Origin of the sequence: Nocardioides alkalitolerans DSM 16699, from assembly GCF_000426525.1 — a bacterium.
Lineage (GTDB): Bacteria > Actinomycetota > Actinomycetes > Propionibacteriales > Nocardioidaceae > Nocardioides > Nocardioides alkalitolerans.
Window position 1 is genome coordinate 158,303 of record NZ_AUFN01000010.1, and the last position, 22,517, is coordinate 180,819.

Annotated in this window: 20 protein-coding genes; 8 read left to right on the plus strand and 12 right to left on the minus strand. The window is 73.6% G+C overall.

The window, feature by feature from the left end; translation table 11 throughout:
- The 8 genes from K329_RS0101460 to K329_RS0101495 all read right to left on the minus strand — a co-directional run bounded on the left by K329_RS0101460 (window position 1) and on the right by K329_RS0101495 (window position 8,465).
- On the minus strand, window positions 1–1,185 hold the full coding sequence (locus K329_RS0101460; RefSeq protein WP_052336236.1) for a 5-(carboxyamino)imidazole ribonucleotide synthase: 1,185 nt from the start codon (window positions 1,183–1,185) through the stop codon (window positions 1–3).
- Window positions 1,178–3,262, minus strand: coding sequence for a glycosyltransferase family protein (locus K329_RS0101465; RefSeq protein ID WP_028471667.1), 2,085 nt, complete (start codon window positions 3,260–3,262; stop codon window positions 1,178–1,180). Before K329_RS0101465 ends, K329_RS0101460 begins: the two co-directional genes overlap by 8 nt.
- On the minus strand, window positions 3,262–4,392 hold the full coding sequence (locus K329_RS29220) for a class I SAM-dependent methyltransferase (RefSeq protein ID WP_084540909.1): 1,131 nt from the start codon (window positions 4,390–4,392) through the stop codon (window positions 3,262–3,264). Before K329_RS29220 ends, K329_RS0101465 begins: the two co-directional genes overlap by 1 nt.
- A complete protein-coding gene (locus K329_RS23870) occupies window positions 4,373–5,326 on the minus strand; it encodes a glycosyltransferase family 2 protein (protein ID WP_052336238.1) in 954 nt (317 codons plus the stop codon). The genes K329_RS29220 and K329_RS23870 overlap by 20 nt, the downstream gene beginning before the upstream one ends.
- Before the next feature lie 209 nt (window positions 5,327–5,535).
- The gene (locus tag K329_RS23875; protein ID WP_084540910.1) at window positions 5,536–5,940 is read right to left on the minus strand and encodes a winged helix-turn-helix domain-containing protein; all 405 of its coding nucleotides are present in this window, start codon (window positions 5,938–5,940) and stop codon (window positions 5,536–5,538) included.
- A gap of 73 nt (window positions 5,941–6,013) precedes the next feature.
- Window positions 6,014–7,069 carry an adenylate/guanylate cyclase domain-containing protein gene (locus K329_RS0101485; protein WP_084540911.1) on the minus strand — a complete coding sequence of 352 codons (1,056 nt, stop codon included), beginning with the start codon at window positions 7,067–7,069 and terminating at the stop codon, window positions 6,014–6,016.
- Window positions 7,059–7,574, minus strand: a complete 516-nt coding sequence (locus K329_RS23880) for a PH domain-containing protein (protein ID WP_043641851.1) — start codon at window positions 7,572–7,574, stop codon at window positions 7,059–7,061. The genes K329_RS0101485 and K329_RS23880 overlap by 11 nt, the downstream gene beginning before the upstream one ends.
- A gap of 12 nt (window positions 7,575–7,586) precedes the next feature.
- The gene (locus K329_RS0101495) at window positions 7,587–8,465 is read right to left on the minus strand and encodes a biotin--[acetyl-CoA-carboxylase] ligase (protein ID WP_028471669.1); all 879 of its coding nucleotides are present in this window, start codon (window positions 8,463–8,465) and stop codon (window positions 7,587–7,589) included.
- Between the two features lie 87 nt (window positions 8,466–8,552).
- Between K329_RS0101495 and K329_RS23885 the strand changes: the two genes are divergently transcribed.
- The 5 genes from K329_RS23885 to K329_RS0101520 all read left to right on the plus strand — a co-directional run bounded on the left by K329_RS23885 (window position 8,553) and on the right by K329_RS0101520 (window position 14,396).
- Complete coding sequence (locus tag K329_RS23885; RefSeq protein ID WP_052336239.1) at window positions 8,553–9,890, plus strand: glycosyltransferase family protein; 1,338 nt, start codon at window positions 8,553–8,555, stop codon at window positions 9,888–9,890.
- 107 nt (window positions 9,891–9,997) lie between these two features.
- Window positions 9,998–11,614 carry an acyl-CoA carboxylase subunit beta gene (locus K329_RS0101505; protein WP_028471670.1) on the plus strand — a complete coding sequence of 539 codons (1,617 nt, stop codon included), beginning with the start codon at window positions 9,998–10,000 and terminating at the stop codon, window positions 11,612–11,614.
- Window positions 11,611–11,877, plus strand: coding sequence for an acyl-CoA carboxylase subunit epsilon (locus K329_RS0101510; RefSeq protein WP_052336240.1), 267 nt, complete (start codon window positions 11,611–11,613; stop codon window positions 11,875–11,877). Before K329_RS0101505 ends, K329_RS0101510 begins: the two co-directional genes overlap by 4 nt.
- Window positions 11,878–12,024: 147 nt before the next feature.
- Complete coding sequence (locus K329_RS0101515; protein ID WP_028471672.1) at window positions 12,025–13,509, plus strand: glycosyltransferase family 2 protein; 1,485 nt, start codon at window positions 12,025–12,027, stop codon at window positions 13,507–13,509.
- Window positions 13,510–13,616: 107 nt separating this feature from the next.
- Complete coding sequence (locus K329_RS0101520; protein ID WP_028471673.1) at window positions 13,617–14,396, plus strand: hypothetical protein; 780 nt, start codon at window positions 13,617–13,619, stop codon at window positions 14,394–14,396.
- A 235-nt stretch (window positions 14,397–14,631) separates the two neighbouring features.
- On the opposite strand, the gene K329_RS0101525 is transcribed toward K329_RS0101520, so the two are convergent.
- Together K329_RS0101525 and K329_RS23890 are read right to left on the minus strand one after the other, a co-directional pair.
- Complete coding sequence (locus K329_RS0101525; protein WP_028471674.1) at window positions 14,632–15,792, minus strand: winged helix-turn-helix transcriptional regulator; 1,161 nt, start codon at window positions 15,790–15,792, stop codon at window positions 14,632–14,634.
- 88 nt (window positions 15,793–15,880) lie between these two features.
- Window positions 15,881–17,089 (minus strand): glycoside hydrolase family 6 protein, encoded by a 1,209-nt coding sequence (locus tag K329_RS23890; protein WP_052336241.1) that lies wholly within the window; start codon window positions 17,087–17,089, stop codon window positions 15,881–15,883.
- Window positions 17,090–17,231: 142 nt separating this feature from the next.
- On the opposite strand from K329_RS23890, the gene K329_RS0101540 reads away from it, so the two are divergent.
- Genes K329_RS0101540 through K329_RS0101550 form a run of 3 tightly spaced genes read left to right on the plus strand, consistent with a single transcriptional unit; the run spans window position 17,232 to window position 20,752 of the window.
- Window positions 17,232–18,929, plus strand: coding sequence for a DUF885 domain-containing protein (locus K329_RS0101540; protein WP_028471675.1), 1,698 nt, complete (start codon window positions 17,232–17,234; stop codon window positions 18,927–18,929).
- 13 nt (window positions 18,930–18,942) lie between these two features.
- Window positions 18,943–20,088 carry a P1 family peptidase gene (locus K329_RS23895; protein WP_084540913.1) on the plus strand — a complete coding sequence of 382 codons (1,146 nt, stop codon included), beginning with the start codon at window positions 18,943–18,945 and terminating at the stop codon, window positions 20,086–20,088.
- Between the two features lie 10 nt (window positions 20,089–20,098).
- Window positions 20,099–20,752: a Maf family protein gene (locus K329_RS0101550; RefSeq protein WP_052336242.1), complete on the plus strand. Its 654-nt coding sequence runs from the start codon at window positions 20,099–20,101 to the stop codon at window positions 20,750–20,752.
- Window positions 20,753–20,777: 25 nt separating this feature from the next.
- Here K329_RS0101550 and K329_RS23900 read toward each other — a convergent pair whose 3' ends face one another.
- Both K329_RS23900 and K329_RS0101560 read right to left on the minus strand, forming a co-directional pair.
- Window positions 20,778–21,233 (minus strand): GtrA family protein, encoded by a 456-nt coding sequence (locus K329_RS23900; RefSeq protein ID WP_043642160.1) that lies wholly within the window; start codon window positions 21,231–21,233, stop codon window positions 20,778–20,780.
- A 78-nt stretch (window positions 21,234–21,311) separates the two neighbouring features.
- Window positions 21,312–22,511 (minus strand): acyl-CoA dehydrogenase family protein, encoded by a 1,200-nt coding sequence (locus tag K329_RS0101560; protein WP_028471677.1) that lies wholly within the window; start codon window positions 22,509–22,511, stop codon window positions 21,312–21,314.
- Between the last annotated feature and the right edge of the window lie 6 nt (window positions 22,512–22,517).

Consider the following 22,517-nt stretch of genomic DNA (forward strand, 5'->3'; position numbering starts at 1 on the left):
TCACTCGCTCTCGTCGCCCAGGTCGCCGGCGAACCACGCGGCGGCGTGCCGCGCCCGCTCCCGGCACTCGTCGAGGTCGTCGCCGTACACGTTGACGTGCCCGACCTTGCGGCCCGGCCGCAGGGCCTTGCCGTAGAGGTGGACGCGCAGACCGGGGTCGCGCGCCAGTGCGTGGGGGTAGCCGTCGTAGAGCCGCCCGGCGTCGTGCGCGCCGCCCAGGATGTTGACCATCACGGTCCACCTCGCCCGGGGGGCGGGCGAGCCGAGGGGCAGGTCGAGCACGGCCCGCAGGTGGTTCTCGAACTGCGACGTGACCGCGCCGTCCTGCGTCCAGTGGCCCGTGTTGTGGGGCCGCATGGCGAGCTCGTTGACCAGCACGCGACCGTCCGAGGTCTCGAACAGCTCGACGGCCAGCAGGCCGACCACGCCGAGCTCGCCGGCGACCCGCAGCGCGATCTCCTGCGCGTGGGCCGCGAGGTCGGGCGCCAGGTCGGGGGCCGGGGCGGTCACCTCGTGGCACACGCCGTCGCGCTGGACGGTCTCCACGACGGGGTACGCCGCCGCCTGCCCGCTCGGGGAGCGCGCGACGATCGCCGAGAGCTCCCGCGCGAAGTCGACCAGCTCCTCGGCCAGCACCTCGACCCCGGCGGCATGCGCCGCGGCGAACGCGGCGTCGGCCTCGTCGAGGGCACGCACGACCCAGACGCCCTTGCCGTCGTAGCCGCCCCGCGTGGTCTTGAGCACGCAGGGCAGCCCGAAGCCGGCGACGTCGTCACGGGTGGCGACGACGGCGTGGCGCGGGCACGGCACGCCGAGCTCGGTGAGCCGACGGCGCATGACCGCCTTGTCCTGGGCGTGCACGAGCGCGTCGGGCCCGGGCCGGACGGCGATGCCGTCGGCCGCCAGCGCGTGGAGGTGCTCGGTCGGCACGTGCTCGTGGTCGAAGGTGACGACCGCGCAGCCCGCCGTGACGGCCCGGAGGTCGTCGAGGTCGCGGTGGTCGCCCACGCGGTGGTCGCCGATCACCTGCGCCGCCGAGACGTCCGGCCCCTCGGCCAGCAGCCGCAGCGGTACGGCGAGCGCCGCCGCCGGCTCCGCGAGCATGCGGGCCAGCTGGCCCCCGCCGATGACGGCCACGGTGGGCGCCGTCGTCGGCGTGGGGCCCGGGACCCCCGGCTCAGCCATCGAGCGAGGCCACGGCCGCCGCGAACTGCTCGCCCATGCGGCGCGGGGACCGCTCCCGGGCCAGCGCCAGCGCGGCGTCGCGGGCGCGTGCGCCGGCCGCCGGGTCGCCGACCCAGCTGCGCAGCGCGTCGTCGATCGCCGCGCGCAGCGAGTCGTCGTCGGCCGGGTCGAACATCCGCACCTGCTCGGCGCCCTCGAACTCCGCGAGCGCGCCGGAGCGCGGCAGGACGGTCGGCAGGCCGAACGTCTGGGAGAGCATGAAGGAGCCGGAGTTGAGGATGTTGGTGTAGGCGAGCACGGCCACGTCGGCCGCGTTCATCCACACCTGCAGGGTGGCGTCGGGCACGAACGAGAAGTGCGTGACGATCCGCGGGTGGCGCAGGCAGCGCGACTCGAAGGCGGCCGAGTCGGCCTCCTTGCCGGGTCGGCCCGCGATCAGCAGGCGCAGCGCCGGGTCCTGCTTCGACATCTGGTCGAACACGTCGACGAGCCGGTCGAGGCCCTTGTAGGGACGCACTCCCCCGAGCGCGACGAGCACCTTCTCGCTCGGCGTGATGCCGAGCCGCGCCCGGGCACCCGCGCGCGAGATCCACGACGGGTACTGCCCGGCGTAGCTGGAGTGCTCGACGAGCACCGTCTTCGCCGGGTCGATCCGGTAGTACGGCGCGGCCGCGTCGACCGTGCCGGGCGACAGCAGGTGGACCACGTCGGCCTCGTCGGCGAGCAGCTGGGCGAGCTCGATCTCCGCCCACCGGAACTTCGCCTCGTGGGGCAGGACGTTGTGGACCGTCCAGACGAGACGGCCGCCGGCCTCCTTGAAGCGGCGCAGCGACGCGGCGAACCTGTCGAGCGCCAGGCGCGCGGCGAACGGGCCGCGGCTGGGCTGCAGGATCGGGTTCGTCCACTGGATGTTGAAGGTGCCCGGGCCGCCCGGACGGGTCACGGCCGCGTCCAGGTGCAGCTGCGCGTCGGCCACCGAGGTGGCGTAGGCGCCCACGTCCGCGAGGCCGGAGTAGAGCATCGGCTGGTACGGGTTCGTCGGCGAGTAGTCCGGGAAGAAGTGCACGGCCCGGCCGCGGGGGGCCGCGGCGTGGGTCGTGCGACCGGTCTCCAGCGCCGCGACGAACTGCTGGGCGCGACGCTCGTAGGTGTGGCGCTCCAGCACGGTCGCACGGGTCTGCGCGGCCAGGCGCGCCGTCCGGGCCGGGTCGGCGCGCAGCTCGCGCAGCACCGCCATCAGGTCCTCGGCGGTGCGGTAGCGCGGCAGGTCCTCGAACCCGGCGTCGGCGAGGCCGAGGCCGCTGTTCACGATGGGCAGGGCACCGCAGGCCGCGCTCTCGTAGAGCCGGCTGTTGAGCGCACCGAAGCCCACGTTCGACTTGTTGACGTCGTCGATCACGAAGGCGTGCGCGCCGTACACGGCCGGCAGGTCGAAGTAGGAGCGGGTGCCCTTGTGCCAGCGCTTGAGCCGCGCGGGGGCCCGCTTCGCCTCGCCGTACATCGTGACGTCGGCGTCCTTCGGCAGGTCGACCAGCACCTGGTGGACGTCACGCAGCGAGCCCCAGAAGTTGGCCGTCGTGACGGCGGTCGCGTCGCGTCGCTCGGCGGCCGGCGGCACGAAGAGCTTCGCGTCGGCGGCGATCGAGATCAGCTCGGGGTGCACGCGGTCGGTGTGGTGGGCGAGCCGGTCGGCGGCGAGGCGCGACGAGGCGAGCACCTGGTCGTAGCCGCGGAGCGAGCCCGTCCGGGTCCAGCGCAGCACCTCGTTGCGCACCCACGCGACCTTCCACGCCGCGTCCGGCAGGCCGGACGGGTCGAGGTCGGGGAGCATCGCCACGACGACGTCGGCGTCGGTGATGTGGGCCCACTCCTGGCGCCGCACCAGGCGGACGCCGTGGCCGAGCGCCACCAGCTCCAGGCCGAGGCCGGCGGCGACGTAGATGTCGCCGCGCCCCTCGGCGAGGTCGTCGGTGTAGACGCAGAACACGACGGACTCGCGCGTGCCGTGCGCGTACTCGCCGCGGCACAGCGCCTCGTAGGCCTCGCGCCGGTCGTCGGGCAGGGTGACTGCCGCCATCACTTGCCCTTGACGGCCGAGCGGACGCGACGCGCCACCCGGTGGAGCGTCGGGTTGCCCTGCACGACCTTCTTGGCCTTGCGGCGCGCGCGGCGGTAGACCACGGCGCCCGCGCGGGGCGTGCCGTCGGGGTCGACGAGCCGGTCGTACTCGCGCTTCCACTTCTCCAGCTGCCGCTGGATGTTGACGCTCCCCTGGCGCACGTTGGCGAGCTCGGCCTGCATGCCGGCGACCTCGTCGGCCCCGAGCGCGAGCTCGGAGGCGAAGTAGACGCGCTCCTCCTCCAGCAGCGTGCGCGCCTCGTCGGCGCGGATGCGCGCCTCCTCGACCTCGCGCTCCTTGCGGGCGAGGTCGGCCCGCAGGCGCTCACGGGAGTCGAAGAGCTCGCGCGTCTCGCGGTCGTGCTCGGCGTCGCGCTGCGAGAGCTCGCCGGCGAAGGCGCGGGGACGGGCGAGCACGACGAACTGGTACGTCGTGGAGTCGTGGTTGAGCTCCGACATCTCGCGCCGGACCTTGTCGCCGAGGAGGGCGGCCCGGGAGCGGGAGTCGACGTTCTCGAGGATGCGGGTGGTGCGGTGCACCTGCTCGATCACGAAGCCGCAGCTCTCCAGCAGGCGGCGGAGGCTGGTGAGCGTGAACCAGCGGATGTGGGTCTCGTCGAGGATGCCCGTCTCCGTGTAGCGGAAGTCGCCGACCAGCAGCTCGGCGACGACGCTCTGGTGGGAGGCGTTGGGCACCGAGATGACGAGGCGCCCGTCGTCGCGCAGCAGCCCCTGGTCGCGCAGGCGGCGGAGCACCGCGTCGGGTCGACGCAGGTGCTCGAGCACGTCGGCGAGGATCACCACGTCGAAGGACTCGCCGGTGATCTCGCTGTCCCACTCCTCGGTCTCGAGGTCGCAGAACAGGGCGCGCAGGCCCGCCTCCTCGAGGGAGGCGAGGGCGTCACGGTCGTAGTCGAGGCAGGTGACGTGGCGCCCCTGCTCGGCCGCGAGGTAGCGCGAGACCCAGCCCGGGCCCGACCCGATGTCGAGGACGTCGTCGCCCCCGGTCAGCGCGAACGAGGCGACGGCTGCCGCCGTGTTGTTCTCGTCCGCCGGGTCGAAGGAGTAGTCATACTTCAACGCTGGCAAGTTCTTCCTCCGCCGTCCGGAAACCAGTGATCACATCGTTGCGCCCGAACCTACCGGCCCGGGCGTCTGCCTCTGCCATGGCGACGAGCTGGTCGAAGTCGGCCACCCACCCGGGCGCACCGGCCTCGACCTTCTTGCGCCAGGCCGTCAGGAACGTGTCCCGCATCTGCTGCAGGGCCGCCTCCGGGTCGACACCGAGCGCGTCGCGCGCGAACCCGAACCGGTTCCGCGTCATGTAGTAGATGTAGTAGGGCTTCGGGAGCGTGCCGCTCGACCGCTTCAGGTGCACCATCCGCGCGTGCTGGTCGACCATCGTGCGCCAGCCCGCGTTCTGCGCCCGCACGCACCAGTCGGTCTCCTCGAAGTAGAGGAAGTAGTGCTCGGGCAGCAGGCCCACGTCCTCCAGCGTCGTGCGCCGGATCAGCGGGGCCGCGCCGGTCACGTAGTCGACGTCGACGACGCCCCGACGCGTGACCGCGTCGCGCTTGCCGTTGTTGAGGTGCTTCGTCTCGCCCGTGGTGCGGTCGATGGTGGCGCCGTCGAACCAGATGACGGCGGGCTGCCCGTCGTACACGATGCGCGAGCCGACGATGCCGCAGTCGGGGTACGCCGCCATGTGGGCCAGCAGCGCGCCCAGCGTGCCCGGCTCGACCCGCGTGTCGGGGTTGAGGATCCAGACGAACTCGCAGTCGCCCTCGAGCGCCCGGCGCACGCCGACGTTGTTGCCGCCGGCGTAGCCCAGGTTCTCGCCCGTGGCGATCACGGTGCCGCGGCTGCCGATCGCGTCGCGCAGGGCGCGGTGGCTCTCGTCCTCCGGGCCGTTGTCGACGACGTAGAGCTCGAGGTCGAGCTCGTCGGAGCGCTCCAGCGACGCCACGCAGGCGAGGGTGTCGCTGGGGTCGCCGTAGTTCAGGACCACGACGGCTGTGCGCATCAGGTCACCTCTCGCTCGGGTCGATCGGGGGCCGATCGGCGTCGTACGGGTCGGCCGGCGCGGTGGAGCCGCCCGGGACCGGTGCGTCACGGCCGGGGGGCCGCAGCGGTGCCCAAACCTACCCGGCCGGTGGGCCGGCGCGGGCACAGGGCCGCGGCCCGCGAGCCGGACGGCGCGGGCGGGGCGGGGTCGGGCGGGGCCAGACGAGGTCAGGCGGGGTCGGCCGGGCTCATGGCCGGCGTGCCGGCGGCCGGCGCTGCGACCTCGGCTGCGTCCTCGACGGTGCGGGGTGCGCCGACGGCGACCCGGACGGGGGCGTGCAGCTCGAAGCGCAGGCCCTTGCCGCGGATGGTGGTGATGAGGTGGGGCGACCGGGGATCGTCACCGATCTTGCGGCGCAACCAGCCGAGGTGGACGTCGATGGTCTTCGACGACGTCCAGAAGGTCGTGTGCCACACGTCCTTCATCAGCTCGTCGCGGCTGACGATCTCGCCGGCTCGGGAGATGAGCGCGTGGAGGAGGTCGAACTCCTTGCGCGACAGGGTCACCTCGGCGACCCCGGACCACACGCGACGCGTGGCGGGATCGACCCGGACACCTTGGACCTCGAGCACGGGGTCAAACCTAGGAACCCGGGCGGGTCCCCGCGGCGGAACCGTCGAAATTTTGCCTAGGCCCGGGGACTGGTCAAGTCCGGCGGACGGTGACGGGCTCGACGAGACCGAAACCGCGCACCGGCCGCGCCGGCAGCAGGCGCGTCTCGAACTTGTCCGTGGGCAGCAGGGCCGCGGTCTCGTGGTCGATGATCACGCGGTTGCGGCGCGCGATCGGGGTCAGGCGCGCCGCCATGTTCACCGGCGGGCCGAACACGTCCCCGAGACGCGTCACCACGTGGCCGCTGGCGATCCCGACCCGCACGTCGGGCATGCGGGTGTCGCGTCCGATGACGGCGATGATGCCCTCGGCAATCTCCAGCGCGGCGACGGGATCGTCGTTCACGAACAGCACCGAGTCCCCCAGGCTCTTGATGAGCCGGCCCTGGTGCGCCTGGATGACGTCGTGGCAGCGAGACTCGAACAGCTCGACCAGGTCGCCGATGCGGCCCTCGTCGAGCCGGTTCGAGAGGGCGGTGAAGCTGACCAGGTCGGCGAAGCCCACGGTGATGCGGGAGGTGTCGGTCTCGTCGTCGAGCTCGTCGAGGCCCTCGACCCGGCTCACGGCCGCAGCGAGGTGGCGTCGCCAGGCGTTGAGGGTCAGCTGCTCGAAGACGTCGCGGAACTCCTCGACGATGCGCACGGCGGAGCCGATCCGGCTGCCCGTGGCGTCCGGGCCCGACTCGATGCGCTCGATCAGCGGGATGAGGGTGGAGACCTCCCAGTCGGCGAGGCGCGACATGGTCTGGCCGACCGCCCGGGTCAGGTTGACGGCGGTGTCGATGTCGATGCCGCCGCGCGCGACGGTCTCGACCAGGGCGCCCAGCGAGGTCGCGTCGGAGCCGGTGAAGGTCACCGACGACTCGTTGAGCGGCAGCCCGAGAGCGCGCCAGAGGCGCCGTACGTCGGCCACCGGGATGCCCGAGTCGTCGAGGTCGTGGGCGGTGAAGACCGGCACCTCGCCCAGGATGGCGCGCTCCAGGTCACCGCGGGTCGGCCGGGCCTCGGGCGGCTCGGCGACGGGCGGGACGTCGGGCGGCAGGTCGGGCGGGAGGTCGGGCGTCGGGCCCGACGCCGGCTCAGGTGCCATCGTCGCTGCGGGCGCCCGAGATGCGGTGCAGCTCCTCCGAGACGAGCAGCTGCACCTTCTCGACCCGGGGGATGTCGTGCAGCTCCACGCGGCCGAGCTCGCTGGCGTCGGAGACCACGAGCGTGCCGCACCCGAACACGCGGTCGACGATGCCGATCTCGAAGTCGACGCCGCTGATCCGGTTGAGCGGGATCGTGCGGCCCTCCTTCGCGATGAAGCCGGACCGCTTGATGAACCGGCGGTTGGTGAAGGTGTAGGTGGTCGTCAGCCAGCGGACGAGGGGCCGCAGCACGAACCAGACGAGCACCCCGGCCGCCAGCACCCAGACGGCGATGCGGGCCACGCGCACGACCGTGTCGGCGCCGTCGCCCAGCGTCGTGGCGGCGACCGCGACCGCGAGCGTCAGCAGGAGCACGGCGGTGGCGCCGAACAGCTCCTTGACGTGGGTGCGCGTGCTGACGACCACGTGCTCACCGGGGTTGAGGAGCTTCTCTGGGAACGGCACGGCGCGATTCTGTCACTTCCGGCCGTGCGGCGCTCCGGTCGTCCGGGGCCGGACGTGCACGACGTCGCCCGCGCCGACGACCGTGAGCTCGCCCCCGGTGTCGACCACGAGCCCTCCCCCGGTGTCGATCGCGACGGCTCTTCCGACGAGCGCGTCGGCGTGGGGCAGCTCGACGCGCACGTCGAGACCGACCGTGGTGCAGGCGGCGCCGTACGCCGCGCGGAGCGCCTCGAGGTCGCCCGCCTGCCAGCGGTCGAGGTGCGCGGCGAGCTCACCGAGGATCGCCTCGAGCAGCAGCGTGCGGTCGAGCTCGGCGTCCGCGACACCGGCGGTCGCGAGCGACGCCGCGGTGGGCACGGGCAGCTCGTCGCGGGTGGTGGAGACGTTGATGCCGATGCCGATGACGGCCGCCGGTCCCGTCGGCGTGTCGACCCGCTCGAGCAGGATGCCCGCGACCTTGCCCGGGACGGCGTCCGGGTCGTCGGCGGGGGCGACGAGCACGTCGTTCGGCCACTTGAGGTGCACCGCCACGCCGGGGTGCCGGGCCTCGACCGCGCGCCGCGCGGCGAGGCCCGTCAGGAGCGGGAGCCACGGCCAGGCGGTGACCGGCACGTCCGGGCGCAGGAGGGCCGAGAAGGTGAGCGCCGCCCGGGCGGGCGTCACGAACGACCGGTCGATGCGGCCCCGGCCCGCGGTCTGGTGCTCGGTGACGAGGACGCTGCCCGCCGGTGCGCCGGCCCGGGCACGGTCGGCGAGCTCGGCGTTCGTCGACGGCGAGGCCTCGACGACCTCGACCGTCCACCCGGGCAGGGCGGCGAGGTCGCTCGCCCGCAGCGGCGGGCGGGCCGCGGGGTCCGCCGTACGGCGTGCGGCGTCGGACGTGTCGGGCACGGGTCCTCCTGGGTCGGTCGGGCGCCGCCAACCTAGGCCATCGACGGCGGCGGGACGGCGGACCCTCGCGCCGTAAACTCCGCACCCGTGTCCCCCACCGCGCTGCGCACCCCCGTCCTGCTGGCGACGAGCAACGGTGTCGGGATGGGGCACCTCACCCGGCAGCTGACCGTGGCCCTCGCCGGCGCGGCCGAGCTCGACGTCATGCTGCTCTCCCTCTCCGGCGCGCTGCCCACCGTGGCGCGGGCGAGCGCCGACGGACGCCTGCCCGGGGCGGTCGGGGTCCGGTTCGAGCACTGCCCCAGCCGCACGAGCCCGTGGCAGGGCGAGGGGGCGGCCAAGGTCGCGTGGCGCGCGACCTGGGATCACTACTTCGCCGACCGCGTGCGCACCCTGGCCGCCGAGACGGGCGCCCGGGTCGTGGTCTTCGACGGGGTCGTCCCGTACGCCGGCCTGCTCGCCGCCCGCGAGGCCATGCCGACCACGGCGTTCGTGTGGGTGCGACGCGGCATGTGGCAGGCGGGCGTGGGCGCCGAGTGGCTGGCCCGCTCGGACGCGTTCGACCTCGTGGTGGAGCCCGGCGACTTCGGCGCGGCCGCCGACACGGGGCCCACCGCCGGCCGGTCCGGGACCACCCGCACCGCCCCGGTGTCGTTGACCTCCGTCGTCCCCCCGCTGCCGCGCGACGAGGCGCGCCGCGCGCTCGGGCTCGACCCGACGCGGCCGGCCCTGCTGCTCGCCCCGGGATCGGGCGCGTACGCCGACGTGTCCACCCTCGTGGCCGCGGTGCTGGCCCGGGTCGCCGAGGTCGCGCCGGACTGGCAGGTCGCGGTGACGCGGCAGGCCATCGCCCGGCACGCGACCCGGGCGAGCGACCAGGTCGTGGTGCTCCAGGACGTCTACCCCCTCGCCCGCTACCTCCCGGCGTTCGACGCCGCCGTCAGCGCCGCCGGCTACAACGCCGTGCACGAGCAGCTCGCCGTCGGGCTGCCCACCCTCTTCGTGCCGAGCACGGGCCACGAGACCGACGACCAGGTCGCGCGGGTCCGGGGGGTCACCGAGATCGGCGCCGCCCTCGCCGCGACCGGGGCGGACGACCTGGTCGCCGGCGTGGACCGGCTGCTCGACGCGGGGGTGCGGGCCGGTCTCGCCGCCGCCTGCGCCGACCTGCCCGCAGCCGACGGCGCCTCGACGATCGCCGCGCTGCTGGCCGACCTCGGGCGCGCCCACCCCGCGCCGGCGTGGCCGGACCGCGTGGGTCCCCCGGCCTGGCGCCGGGCCGCCACCTGGCCCCGCGGACCCGTCCGCGTCGTGACGACCCCGACCCCGCCGGTGGACGACGAGCCGACCGAGCAGCTCGTCGCGGGGGCCTCGCCGCGCTACCGGGAGGCCCGGCGCCGCACGTCGCACTGGCTCTACCGCTGAGCCGTCCCGTCGACCTGCCGACCTACCCGCGGGTCACTTGCGGGGGCGCCGGATCGACTGGTGGGCCCTTGAACGTCCGATCGGTACGGGGCGCTACATTGCCGTCCATGAGCGCACAGGTGGGCGAGGGCACGGACGTGCCCGACGAGATCGACGTGACCACGACGGCCGGCAAGCTGGCGGACCTCGAGCGTCGGCTGGACGAGGCCGTGCACGCGGGCTCGGCGAAGGCGGTCGAGAAGCAGCACGCGCGGGGTCGCCAGACGGCGCGCGAGCGCATCGAGCAGCTCTTCGACGAGGGCTCCTTCGTCGAGCTCGACGAGCTGGCCCGGCACCGCTCCACCGCGTTCGGGCTGCAGAAGAACCGCCCGTACGGCGACGGCGTCGTGACGGGCTACGGCACCATCGACGGCCGCCAGGTCTGCGTCTTCAGCCAGGACTTCACCGTCTACGGCGGCTCGCTGGGCGAGGTGTACGGCGAGAAGATCACGAAGGTCATGGACCTCGCGATGAAGACCGGGTGCCCGATCATCGGCATCAACGAGGGCGCCGGCGCCCGCATCCAGGAGGGCGTCGTCTCCCTGGGCCTGTACGGCGAGATCTTCCGCCGCAACGTGCACGCCTCGGGCGTCATCCCGCAGATCAGCCTCATCATGGGCAACTGCGCCGGCGGCCACGTCTACTCCCCCGCCGTCACCGACTTCACCGTGATGGTCGACAAGACCTCGGCGATGTTCATCACCGGCCCCGACGTCATCAAGACCGTCACGGGCGAGGACGTCACCATCGAGGAGCTCGGCGGCGCCCGCACCCACAACACGAAGTCGGGCAACGCCCACTACATGGGCGCCGACGAGGCCGACGCGCTCGAGTTCGTCAAGACGCTGCTCAGCTACCTGCCGCAGAACAACCTCGACGAGCCGCCGGTCTTCGACGAGCCGGCCGACCTCGAGGTCACCGACCTCGACCGCACGCTCGACACGATCATCCCGGACTCGCCGAACCAGCCCTACGACATCCGCGAGGTCATCGAGGCCGTCCTGGACGACGAGGAGTTCCTCGAGGTCCAGGGCCTGTTCGCGCCGAACATCGTCGTCGGCTACGGCCGCGTCGAGGGCCGCAGCGTCGGCATCGTCGCGAACCAGCCGATCCAGTTCGCCGGCACGCTCGACATCGACGCCTCCGAGAAGGCCGCGCGCTTCGTGCGCACCTGCGACGCCTTCAACATCCCCGTGCTCACCTTCGTCGACGTGCCGGGCTTCCTGCCGGGCACCGACCAGGAGTACAACGGGATCATCCGCCGCGGCGCGAAGCTCATCTACGCGTACGCCGAGGCCACGGTGCCGCTGGTCACGATCATCACGCGCAAGGCGTACGGCGGCGCGTACGACGTCATGGGCTCCAAGCACCTGGGCGCCGACATCAACCTCGCCTGGCCCACGGCCCAGATCGCCGTGATGGGCGCGCAGGGGGCGGTGAACATCCTCTACCGCAAGGAGATCAAGCAGGCGACGGCGGACGGCACCGCCGACGCCAAGCGCGCCGAGCTGGTCGACGAGTACGACCGCCACCTGGCGAACCCGTACATCGCGGCGGAGCGCGGCTACATCGACGCGGTCATCTCCCCCCACGAGACCCGCATCGAGATCGTCCGCGCGCTGCGCCTGCTGCGCTCCAAGCGCGAGACGCTGCCGCCGAAGAAGCACGGGAACATCCCGCTGTGAGCACCGACGAGCGTCCCGAGGACACCGGCGCGACCACCGACGAGACGGCTCCGGAGCAGCGACCGCTGCTCCGGGTCGTCAACCCGGACGCCACGCCCGAGGAGATCGCCGCCCTCGTGGCGGTCTTCGCGGCCATCGGCGCCGGGTCGGGCGGTGCTCCCGCGCCCCGTCGTACGCCGGAGTGGTCGGCCCACCACCGCCGCGTGCGCCCCGCCCACGCCGCCGGACCGGGTGCGTGGCGCTCCTCGTCGCTGCCGCGCTGAGGCGCGCCGCGCCCCGTCCGAGGGTCGACCCGACCCGCCCGAGCGGCCGCGACGGGCACCACGGCGCCGTTGGGGGAAAACTGAGGAGAAGTTCGTCGTTTCCGCACCCCGGCGCGAGGATTGGGCAGCAGACTGACGGACGTGAGCATGAACAGTCCTGACGCGGCCGGCCGACAGGCGCCGCCCGCCGTGGGCAACACGTCGCCCAACCAGTACGTCCGCGTGCCCGACGCCGGCATGGCGTCGTACGCCGACGAGTTCCTCGCCGGGGTGGAGGACCTGCCGACGTACCGCCCGACCATCGGGTGCGTCATCCCGGCCTACAACGAGGGCGAGACGATCGCCGGGGTGCTCGACGCGCTCCTGGCGCAGACGCGCCTGCCCGACGTCATCCACGTGATCGTCAACAACACGAACGACGACACGGTCGAGGTGGCCGGCTACTACGCCGGCGAGCACGTGCGCATGACGCGCAACGGCGAGCAGATGACCGAGATCTTCGTCCACGACATCGGCAAGAACCCCGACAAGAAGGTCGGCGCGCTCAACTACGGCTACTCGCTGGTGGAGGGCTACGACTACCTCCTCGGCGTCGACGGCGACACCACGCCCGAGCCGGACGCGGTCGAGGAGCTCGTCAACGAGATGGCGAGCGACGACCGGATCGGCGGCATCTCCGCCATCTACAGCATCGACGACAGCGCGCTCTCGGGCCCGATGGCGAAGTTCCTCATCGCCGGCCAGCGCGCGCAGTTCTCCGCGTTCAACATGCAGAACCTGCTCCGGGGCCGCAACATGGCGGTCCTCGGCGGCCAGTTCTCCATCTTCGCCACCCAGGCCCTGCGCGACGTGCTCGAGGACAGCCACCAGCGCACCCCGTGGGTGAAGGACTCCGAGGTCGAGGACTCGCTGCTCTCCCTGCAGATCAAGAGCGCCGGCTACCTCACGAAGATCTCCGCCGCGGCCCGCGCGCACGTGGGCGGCATGACCACCCTGCGCTCGCTCGACGCGCAGCAGGTGAAGTGGAACTTCGGCGCCATCGACCTGATGTGGCCCGGCCAGCGCGGTGACACGCCCGGCCAGCCGCTGCACCCGAACCTGCGCCTGCGCTGGTTCGAGCACATCTCGATGGTCATCAACATCACGACCCGCCTGCTGTTCCTGCTCCTGCTCCTCGGCTCGGCCTCGATCAACGCGTTCGTGTTCTCCCCGTGGTGGCTCCTGCCGCCGGTGGCCGCGATCCTGCTGAACTTCCGCGTGGCGAAGTCGATGTACTACGCCAACCGGCGCGACTACCTCTTCGCCCTGCTGCTGGCGCCCGCCGAGGTCTACATGTGGATCCGGATCGGGCACTTCCTGCGCGCCTGGACGAAGTTCGCCTCCCGCGCGCAGACCGACAACTGGGCCGCCCAGGCCAAGGCGGAGCGCGGCGCGGGCCAGGCCTACCTCGCGCCCCTCGCCGTCCTGCTGATCATCGTGGCCGTCATGGCCGCCATCTGGCTGCAGATCCCGATCGACACCAAGTCCGACCTGCTGGCGTTCGGCTGGCCGATCCTCGGCATCATCACCATCCTCCAGACCGGCTGGATGATGACCAAGCTGCTGCGCCGCTACAAGGGCTTCAAGGCCTGAGCGACGCCGCTCGCGCCGTACGCCCTGCCGCACCGGCACACCCGCACAGCCCGCCCGCACCACACCCGCACCACAGCCGTCACCGGCCGAACACCACGGAAGAGAACATGACGACCTCTCGGTCCCCGCTCCTGCCCCGCCCGACCCGCTCGCGCCACGGCGCCTCGTCGGCAGCCCGGCGCTCCCTGCCGGCCCTGCTGGCGGTCCTGCTGCTCAGCCTCGTGCTGTCGTCGTGCTCCCTCGTGGACGACCTGACGGGCGGCGACGACCCCGAGCCGACGGCCACGCCCTCGGCGACGAGCACGGAGGCGTTCTACGACTCGCAGTTCACCCGGGACGGCACGTTCCAGTCGCACATCGCGATCGAGAACGTCGACTTCGTCTACACGCTCTACCCGACGAAGTCGACGCCGCGCACGAACGAGTGGTACCCCGGCGGCAGCAAGTTCTTCTCCTTCACGTTCCAGGCCTACGACCTCGCCCGCGACCTGCGGGACCCGTTCGCCACGAAGCGCAAGGTCTTCCTCTCCAACATCAACGTCACGTCGTCGACCACCCGGTCGGACGGCGGCGCCTCGGAGTCGCCGTACACGCTGGACGCGGTCGCGAAGGAGGTCACGCTCGACCCCGAGCCGCTCACCTACGGCAACTACGGCATGCTCATCACCTCGCCGAAAGGCGCGTTCGAGCTGCGCAACCAGGAGATCCGCGCCACCGACCAGGCGACCGTGGGCGTGCTCCTCACCTTCACCGCGACCGTCTTCATGGAGTCGTCCGCCGGCTCCAACCGCTTCACCGAGCAGACGATCACCCAGGAGGTCCCGATCGCGATCTTCGCCTCCGCCGAGGACACCGTCGCCCAGGAGATCCCGGTCAACGCGAACTGACCGCACCCGCCCGTACGACGAGGGCCCCGCCACCGCGAGGTGGCGGGGCCCTCGTCGCGTCCGGGGCACGGCAGCGTGGGGTGGGAGGTGACCGCCTGGTCCGTGACCGCCCACCACCGGTCCCCCACCACGGGTCCGGGGAACGGCCGAGGGCCCCACCGACCTGGTCGGTGGGGCCCTCGGGGCGTCGTACGTCGTGCGCGTGCGGTCGGCGGCCTTCCCCAGGCGACCTTGCTCAGGCGACGGCCGGGGCCATGCGGTAGCCGACGCCGCGCACCGGCTCGATCCAGCGCGCGAGGGCGCCGTCGTCGCCGAGCTTGCGACGCAGGTCCTCGAGGTGGGCCTCGACGGTGCGCTTGTCGGCCTCGTTGACGAAGTAGGCGGTCACGTAGTCCTGGCCGCGCATCGTGAGCACGAGGTCGGCCTTCGAGCGCACCCGGCGCCCGGTGCTCATCAGGGAGGCGAGCAGGTCGAACTCGATCTTCGTCATCTCGACGCCACGACCCTCGACCAGCACGACCCGGGTGCCCGGGTTGAGGGAGAGCCCGTTGTGGCGCACCCACCCGTCGCTGGCCAGGACGTCGACGTCGTTGCCGGCGGCCATGGCGGACGCCGGGGTCGTGCCGATGATCGGCGCCGCCGCGGCCGGCTGCTGGTAGGTCTGCGGGGCCGCGGGCTGCTGGTACGGCTGCTGAGCGGGCTGCTGAGCGGGCTGCTGAGCGGGCTGGGCCACCGGCTGCTGGTACGGCTGCTGCACGGGCTGGGCCACCGGCTGGGCCACCGGCTGCTGGACCGGCTGCGGCGCGTAGAGCTCGGGTGCGGGCGGGACGGGCGCGGCCAGCTGCTCCGCGGCCGGCGCGCTGCCGTCGTACTCGGGGCGCGGACCGATCGTGGCGCGGTTGCCCGAGCTGAACTCGCGACGCGCCTCGACGGCCCACGGGGTGGGCTCGTGGGGCGTCGCCTCCACGGCGGGCGCCACCTCCAGCGGCGCCCCCTCCTCGCCCGCCTCGGCGCGACTGCGCGGACGGCGCAGCATCGACTCGGCGCGGGCCCGCAGCTCACGGGGGCGGAAGGGCTTGACGAGGTAGTCGTCGGCCCCGGCCTCGAGCCCCATGACGACGTCGATCTCGTCGCTCAGGGCCGTGATCATGATGAGGTAGGTGGAGCTGAACTCCCGGATCCGGCGGGCGACGGCGAAGCCGTCCATGCCCGGCATCGACACGTCGAGCGTCGTGAGGACCGGGTCGTGCTCGCGCACCGCCGCCAGACCGTCGACGCCGTTGCGCGTCACGTGCGTGACGTAGCCGCTCTGGGTCAGGACCAGGTCGAGGAGCTCGCCCACGTCGGGATCGTCCTCGATGATGACGGCGACACGCCGCGCTGCACTCTCTTCCACAGGGGTCAGGCTAGCAACGCCTGGGGGTGGTGACCGACGCAATGAGGGGAAAGCAGAGGGAAAGCAGAGGGTGGGGTGAGGTCCGGGCTCACCAGCCGGAGGCGGAGGCCATCGCGAGCGCCCGCTCGGGCCAGAAGCTGCCCGCCGGCGGACCCCCGTTGCACTGCCCGTCGCTCTCCCCCGGCGGCTTGATCCAGAAGCGGGCGTCCTGCGCCGAGCCGTCGTCGACGACCGCCGACTCGTCCCCCAGGAGGCGGGCCGGCGGGTTGCACCACTCGCTCGTCGAGGGCGCGCCGTTGCGGCCCGTGTCGACCACGTAGTGCGCACCGTCGAGGGCCGCGCTGAGGTCGTCGGCGTACGCCCGCTCGTCCTCGTCGGACTGGTAGCCGGCGACGTTCGTGGAGAAGCCCCGCACGCGGTCGACGCCCACGTCGCGCAGCAGGGCCGCCATCTCGTCGACGCCGCGCCAGTCGGAGTGGCCCGCGTCGACGTACGTCGGCACGTCGGCGTCGACGAGGCTGCCGATCGCGCCCGCCAGCAGGCCCACGCGCTCCTCGGTGTTGCCGCACTCGAAGGTGGCCGACAGCCCGTCGGGCTCCACGATCGCGATCGCCGCGGTGTCCGCGGCCCCCAGGGCCGCCGCGATCTCGCCGACCCAGGCGGCGTACTCGTCGGGCGGGAGACCGCCGGCGGACTCCACGCCCGTGCAGTCGCGGTCGGTGACGCCGTAGACGACGAACACCGCCACCTGGCCGGCCTCGGCGGCCGTCACGGCGATGCCGCGCGCGAACGTGCCGACCTGCCCGCGCGGCAGGGCCTCGGGGGTCAGCCACACCGCGGTGGGCACCTCGGAGATCCGCTGGAGCCGCGCGGCGTCGGTGGTGCGGCCCGACTGCTCGGCCGTGTCGGCGGCGGCCGACGCCTGGCTGTCGGGCCAGACGTAGAACGTGCCGTCGTCGAAGGGGTTCGCGCCCTGCGGGTCGGCCCACGGCAGCTCGCGGGCCAAGGGGCCGCGCAGGAGCGAGACGCCGATGACCGCGACGGCGAGCAGGACGAGGACCGTACCGAGCGCCCACCACCGGCGCCGGCGGCGTCGCTGGTCGGCGGCGGCCCGCTCGATCTCGGCGCGGCTGGGGCCCGACGGCCGGTGCCGCGGGTGCGCCGTCGCAGCGGTCGCCACCTGCGGCGGGACGCGACGGACGTGCCCCGGCAGGTGGGTGTGTCCGCGCAGCGCGGAGCGCTCGGAGTCGTCGGGGCGGGGCCCGTCCGTCGAGTCCGCCCCGGGTCCCGTGCTCATGGCACGCGAGCGTAGTGCCTGCGCGGGCACGGAGGGGGTCGGACACCCGTGCGCCACCCGCAGGGGTGTCCTGTGCGGCACCGGCCGCCGGTCCGGGCGCGTGCCGCACGGGGTGTCGGGGGCGGGTCCTAGGGTGACGGGCATGAGTCGAACCGTCGATGCCCGCAGTGACCGCTACGTCGAGGAGTACGCCGCGCTGGACCCGGTCGCGGCGACCGGCATGGGGGTGGCCGGCCACGAGCACGAGCTGACCGACTACTCGCCCGAGGGCTTCGACGCCCGTCTCGAGCTCGCCCGGGCCGCCGTGCGCGACATCGTGGCCGCCGAGCCCGTCGACGAGCGGGAGGCGGTGGCCCGCGCCGCCTTCCTCGAGCGCACGGGCCTGGAGATCGAGCTCGACGAGGCCGGCTACGCCCGGTGCGACATCAACGTCATCGCCTCGCCGGTGCACGCCGTGCGCAGCGTCTTCGACCTCATGCCCACCGACACGGCCGAGCACTGGGAGGCGATCTCCGCCCGGCTGGCCGCCGTGCCCGCCACGCTCGCCGGCCTGCGCGTGACCCTGGCCGAGGAGGCGGCCCACGGCCGGGTGGTCGCCGCCCGCCAGTACGCCGAGGTCGCGACCCAGCTGGAGCGGTGGACGGGTCAGACCGGCGGCGAGAGCGTCTTCGCCGCCCTCGTCGGCCGCGGCGTCGCCGACGGCACCGTCCCGGCCGGCCTGCAGGCGCAGCTGGAGCGCCACGCCCTCGACGCGACGCGCGCGTTCGCCGACCTCGGGCTCTTCCTCTCGGACGAGATGGAGCCGCGCGGTCGTCGCACCGAGGCCGTCGGGCGGGAGCACTACGCGCTCGCCTCGCGTGCCTTCCTCGGCACGGCCATCGACCTCGAGGAGACCTACGCCTGGGGCTGGACCGAGCTGGCCCGCATCGAGGACGACATGCGGGCGACGGCCGCGCGCATCACCCCCGACGCGACCGGCCCGGACGCGATCGACCGCGCCGTCGCCCACCTGGAGGCCGATCCCGCCCGACGCATCGAGGGCCGCGAGGCCTTCCGCGAGTGGATGCAGGAGCTGGCCGACCGCGCCGTCGCCGAGCTGGCCGACGTGCACTTCGACATCCCCGAGGCGGTGCGGCGCATCGAGTGCTGCCTCGCGCCCACCAACGACGGCGGCATCTACTACACGGGCCCGAGCGAGGACTTCACGCGGCCGGGCCGGATGTGGTGGTCGGTGCCGGACGGCATCGACACCTTCAGCCCCTGGCGCGAGGTCACCACCGTCTTCCACGAGGGCGTCCCCGGTCACCACCTCCAGGTCGGCCAGACCGCCTACCGGGCCGAGCTGCTGAACCGCTGGCAGCGCACGATGTGCTGGGTCAGCGGCCACGGCGAGGGCTGGGCGCTGTACGCCGAGCGCCTCATGGACGAGCTCGGCTACCTCGACGACCCGGCCGACCGGCTCGGCATGCTCGACGCGCAGGGCTTCCGCGCGGCCCGCGTGGTGGTCGACCTCGGCATGCACCTCGAGCTCGAGATCCCCGCCGACAACCCGTTCGGCTTCCACCCCGGCGAGCGCTGGACGCCCGAGCTGGGGCTCGAGTTCATGCGCCAGCACAGCCGCGACGAGGACGCGACGATCCAGTTCGAGGTCGCCCGCTACCTCGGCTGGCCCGGCCAGGCCCCGTCCTACAAGGTCGGCGAGCGCATCTGGCTCGAGGCCCGCGCCGACGCCCAGGCGCGGCACGGCGACGCGTTCGACCTGAAGACGTTCCACCGCCAGGCCCTCGACCTCGGCTCGCTGGGGCTCGACCCGCTCACGGCCGCCCTCCAGCGGCTCTGAGACGGGTGGCGTCGTGACCCCCGCCGTGGGCACCGGCCGGCCCGGCACCACCAACTCGGTGCTCGACGTGCCCGGCCTCGCGGTCGGTCACGCGCAGCGCACCGACCCGGGGTGGCTGACCGGCACCACGGTGGTGCTGCCGCCGCCGTACGGCGCCGTCGCCGGGGTCGACGTGCGCGGTGGCGGGCCCGGCACCCGGGAGACCGACCTGCTCGACCCGCGCAACCTCGTCGAGCGGGTGCACGCGATCGTGCTGGGCGGCGGCTCGGCGCTCGGGCTGGCCGCCGTCGACGGCGTGGTGCAGCGGCTCCTCGCGGAGGGGGTGGGCTACCCGATGGGTGCCGCGCCGGGCGAGGTGGTGCCGATCGTGCCCGCGGCCATCCTCTTCGACCTCGGCCGTGGCGGCGTCTTCGCCCACCACCCCGACGCAGCGTTGGGCGCGGCGGCGTACGACGCCGTCACCACCGACCCGGCGGGGCTCGAGGGCAGCGTCGGCGCGGGGACGGGCGCCCGGGCGGGCGGGCTGCGCGGCGGCGTCGGCTCGGCCTCGTGGGTGCTCTCCGACGGCACGACGGTGGCCGCGGTCGTGGCCGTCAACGCGGTCGGCTCCACGGTCGACCCGTCGACGGGCGAGCTCTACGGCGCCCGCTTCTGCGTCCCGGGCGACGTCCCCGCCGACCTCCGGGTCCCGCACCCCGACGAGGTGGCCGCCGCTCGCGCGGCCGCCGCCGACCTCGACCTCACCCGCCGGGCTCCGCTCGCCACCACGATCGGCGTGGTCGCCACCGACCTGCCGCTGACGAAGGCGGCCTGCGCCAAGGTCGCCGGCGTCGGCCACGACGGGCTGGCGCGGGCCGTGGCGCCCGTGCACTCGATGTTCGACGGCGACACCCTCTTCGCCCTCTCGACGGCGCCGCCCGACGCGGCGGCCCCCGACCCGGCGACGTACCCCATGGTGTTCCACGAGCTGCTCGACGCGGCCGCGCACTGCGTGACCCGCGCGGTCGTGCGGGCGATGCTGGCCGCCACGGGCGTGACCACGCCGTGGGGCTCGATGCGCTCGTACGCCGATGCGTTCCCCAGTGCGTTCCCCAGTGCGTTCCCCAGCGCGTTCCCCAGCGCGTCCGGCGACCCCGACGGCCAGCGGCCCGGGCCCTAGGCTCGGGCCCGTGACCGCTTCCACGACTCCGTCGACGACCCCGTCGGCGACTCCCCCGTCCGCGACCCTCGTGCTCGCCTCCGCCTCCCCCGCCCGGCTCGCCACCCTCCGCAGCGCGGGGGTCGAGCCGGTCGTGGTCGTCTCGGGGGTCGACGAGTCGGGGCTCGAGCACCTGCCTCCCGACGAGCTCGCCGGACGCCTGGCCGAGCTCAAGCGGGACGCCGTGGTCGCCCGCACGGCCGAGGTGCCGGACGGGGCGGTCGTGCTGGGCTGCGACTCCGTGCTGGAGATCGACGGCACGGCCTACGGCAAGCCGGTCGACGCCGACGACGCCGTCCGGCGCTGGCACCGCATGCGGGGGCGGTCGGGCGTCCTGCACACGGGGCACGCGCTCACCGCGACGGCCGGTGGTCGCAGCGTGACGGCCGTGGCCTCGACGACCGTCCACTTCGCCGACGTCAGCGACGCCGAGGTGGCGGCGTACGTGGCCACGGGCGAGCCCCTCCACGTCGCCGGCGCCTTCACGCTCGACGGGCTGGGCGGGGCGTTCGTGCGCGGCATCGAGGGCGACCCCCACAACGTCGTCGGCGTGAGCGTGCCGCTGCTGCGGGAGCTGTGCGCGACCGTGGGCCTGCGGTGGACGGACCTGTGGCGCCGCCCCTGACGACGGGGCGCGACACCCCGACGGGCTAGGAGGTCCGCATCGACGACGGGCTGCGGAAGACGAAGCGTCGGAAGAGGTAGAACCGCGCCGCGAAGCCCAGCGCGAGACCGATGACGTTGGCCGCGATGTTGTCGGAGACCGGGTCGGTCAGCCCCAGCACGTCACGGCTGAAGGTCAGGCAGAGAATCGGCAGGATCATCGTGGCGACGTTGATGACCGTGTAGGGCAGGAACCCGCCGTCGGCGCGTCCCGAGGAGCGGCCCTTGAACACCCAGCGCTTCGTGCCGCTGTAGCTGATGAGCATGCCGATGGTGTTGGCGATGACGTACGACGTCAACGCCCGGTCCTGCAGGATCGGGTCGACGATCCAGACGCCGTGCAGGAAGACGTTGAAGAGCACGACGGCGACCGTGGTCGCCGCTCCGCCGACGAGGCCGAACTTGCTGACCTCAGCGGCCAGTCTTCGCCAACGCCGTCCCATGATGGCGCAGATTATCGGCACGCCGGCCCGGACCGCGCCCCGGCTGGCCGATCGGGCCGCGCGGGCCCGCTGCGGTCGTCACTCGACCGGCAGGCCGAGCCCCCGCGCGATCAGCATGCGCTGCACCTCCGAGGTGCCCTCGCCGATCTCCAGCACCTTGGCGTCGCGGTAGAAGCGGGCGACCGGGTACTCCTCCATGAAGCCGTAGCCGCCGAACACCTGGGTGGCGATGCGCGTGGCCGAGACCGCGGACTCCGTGGCGTGCAGCTTGGCGATGGCGGCGGCCTGCTTGAACGCGGCGACCGGCGCCCCGGCGTCCTTCATGGCCGCGGCCGAGTAGGTGAGGAGCCGCGCGGCGCGCAGCATCGTCTCGAGGTCGGCCAGCTGGAAGGCGACGCCCTGCTTGCGCCCGATCGGACCGCCGAACGTCTGTCGCTGCCCGGCGTACTCGAGGCTCATGTCGAGGCACGCCTGGATGCAGCCGACCGCGAGGGCCGCGATGGCGACCCGGCCGTCGTCGAGCGTGGCGAGGAACTGGGCGTAGCCGCGGCCCCGCTCCCCCAGCAGGTTCTCCGCCGGCACCCGGGCGCCCTCGAACGAGAGCGGGTGGGTGTCGGACGCGTGCCAGCCGAGCTTGTCGTAGGCCTTCTCGGCGGTGAAGCCGGGCGTGCCCGCCGGCACGATGATCGTGGAGATCTCGGGCTTCTCCACCGTCGCACCGTCGCGCTGCACCGAGCGGGACCCGGTGCGGGCCGTGACGGTGACGAGCGAGGTGATCTCGGAGCCGGAGTTGGTGATGAACTGCTTCGCCCCGTCGACTACCCACTCCTCGCCGTCGAGCACGGCCCTGGTGCGCGTCGCCCCCGCGTCGGAGCCCGCTCCCGGCTCGGTGAGCCCGAACCCGGCGACCGCGCGCCCGGCGACGAGGTCCGGCAGCCAGGTGGCCTTCTGCTCGTCGGTGCCGAAGGTCAGGATCGGGTTGATCCCGAGCCCGACCGCCGCCTCGAGCGTGATGCCCATCGACTGGTCGACGCGGCCGAGCTCCTCGATCGCGAGGCAGAGCGAGGTGAACCCGCCGTCGGCCCCGGTCAGGCCGGCCCCGCCGTACTCCTCGGGCGCCGTGAGCCCGAACAGGCCCAGCTCGCCCATCTTGCGGACCGTGTCGACCGGGAAGTGGTGGTCCCGGTCCCACTGCGCCGCGTAGGGCGCGACCTCGGCCGTCGCGAACTCGGCGACGGTGCGGCGGAACTCCTCGTGCTCACGCGACAGCTCGAACATGCCGGG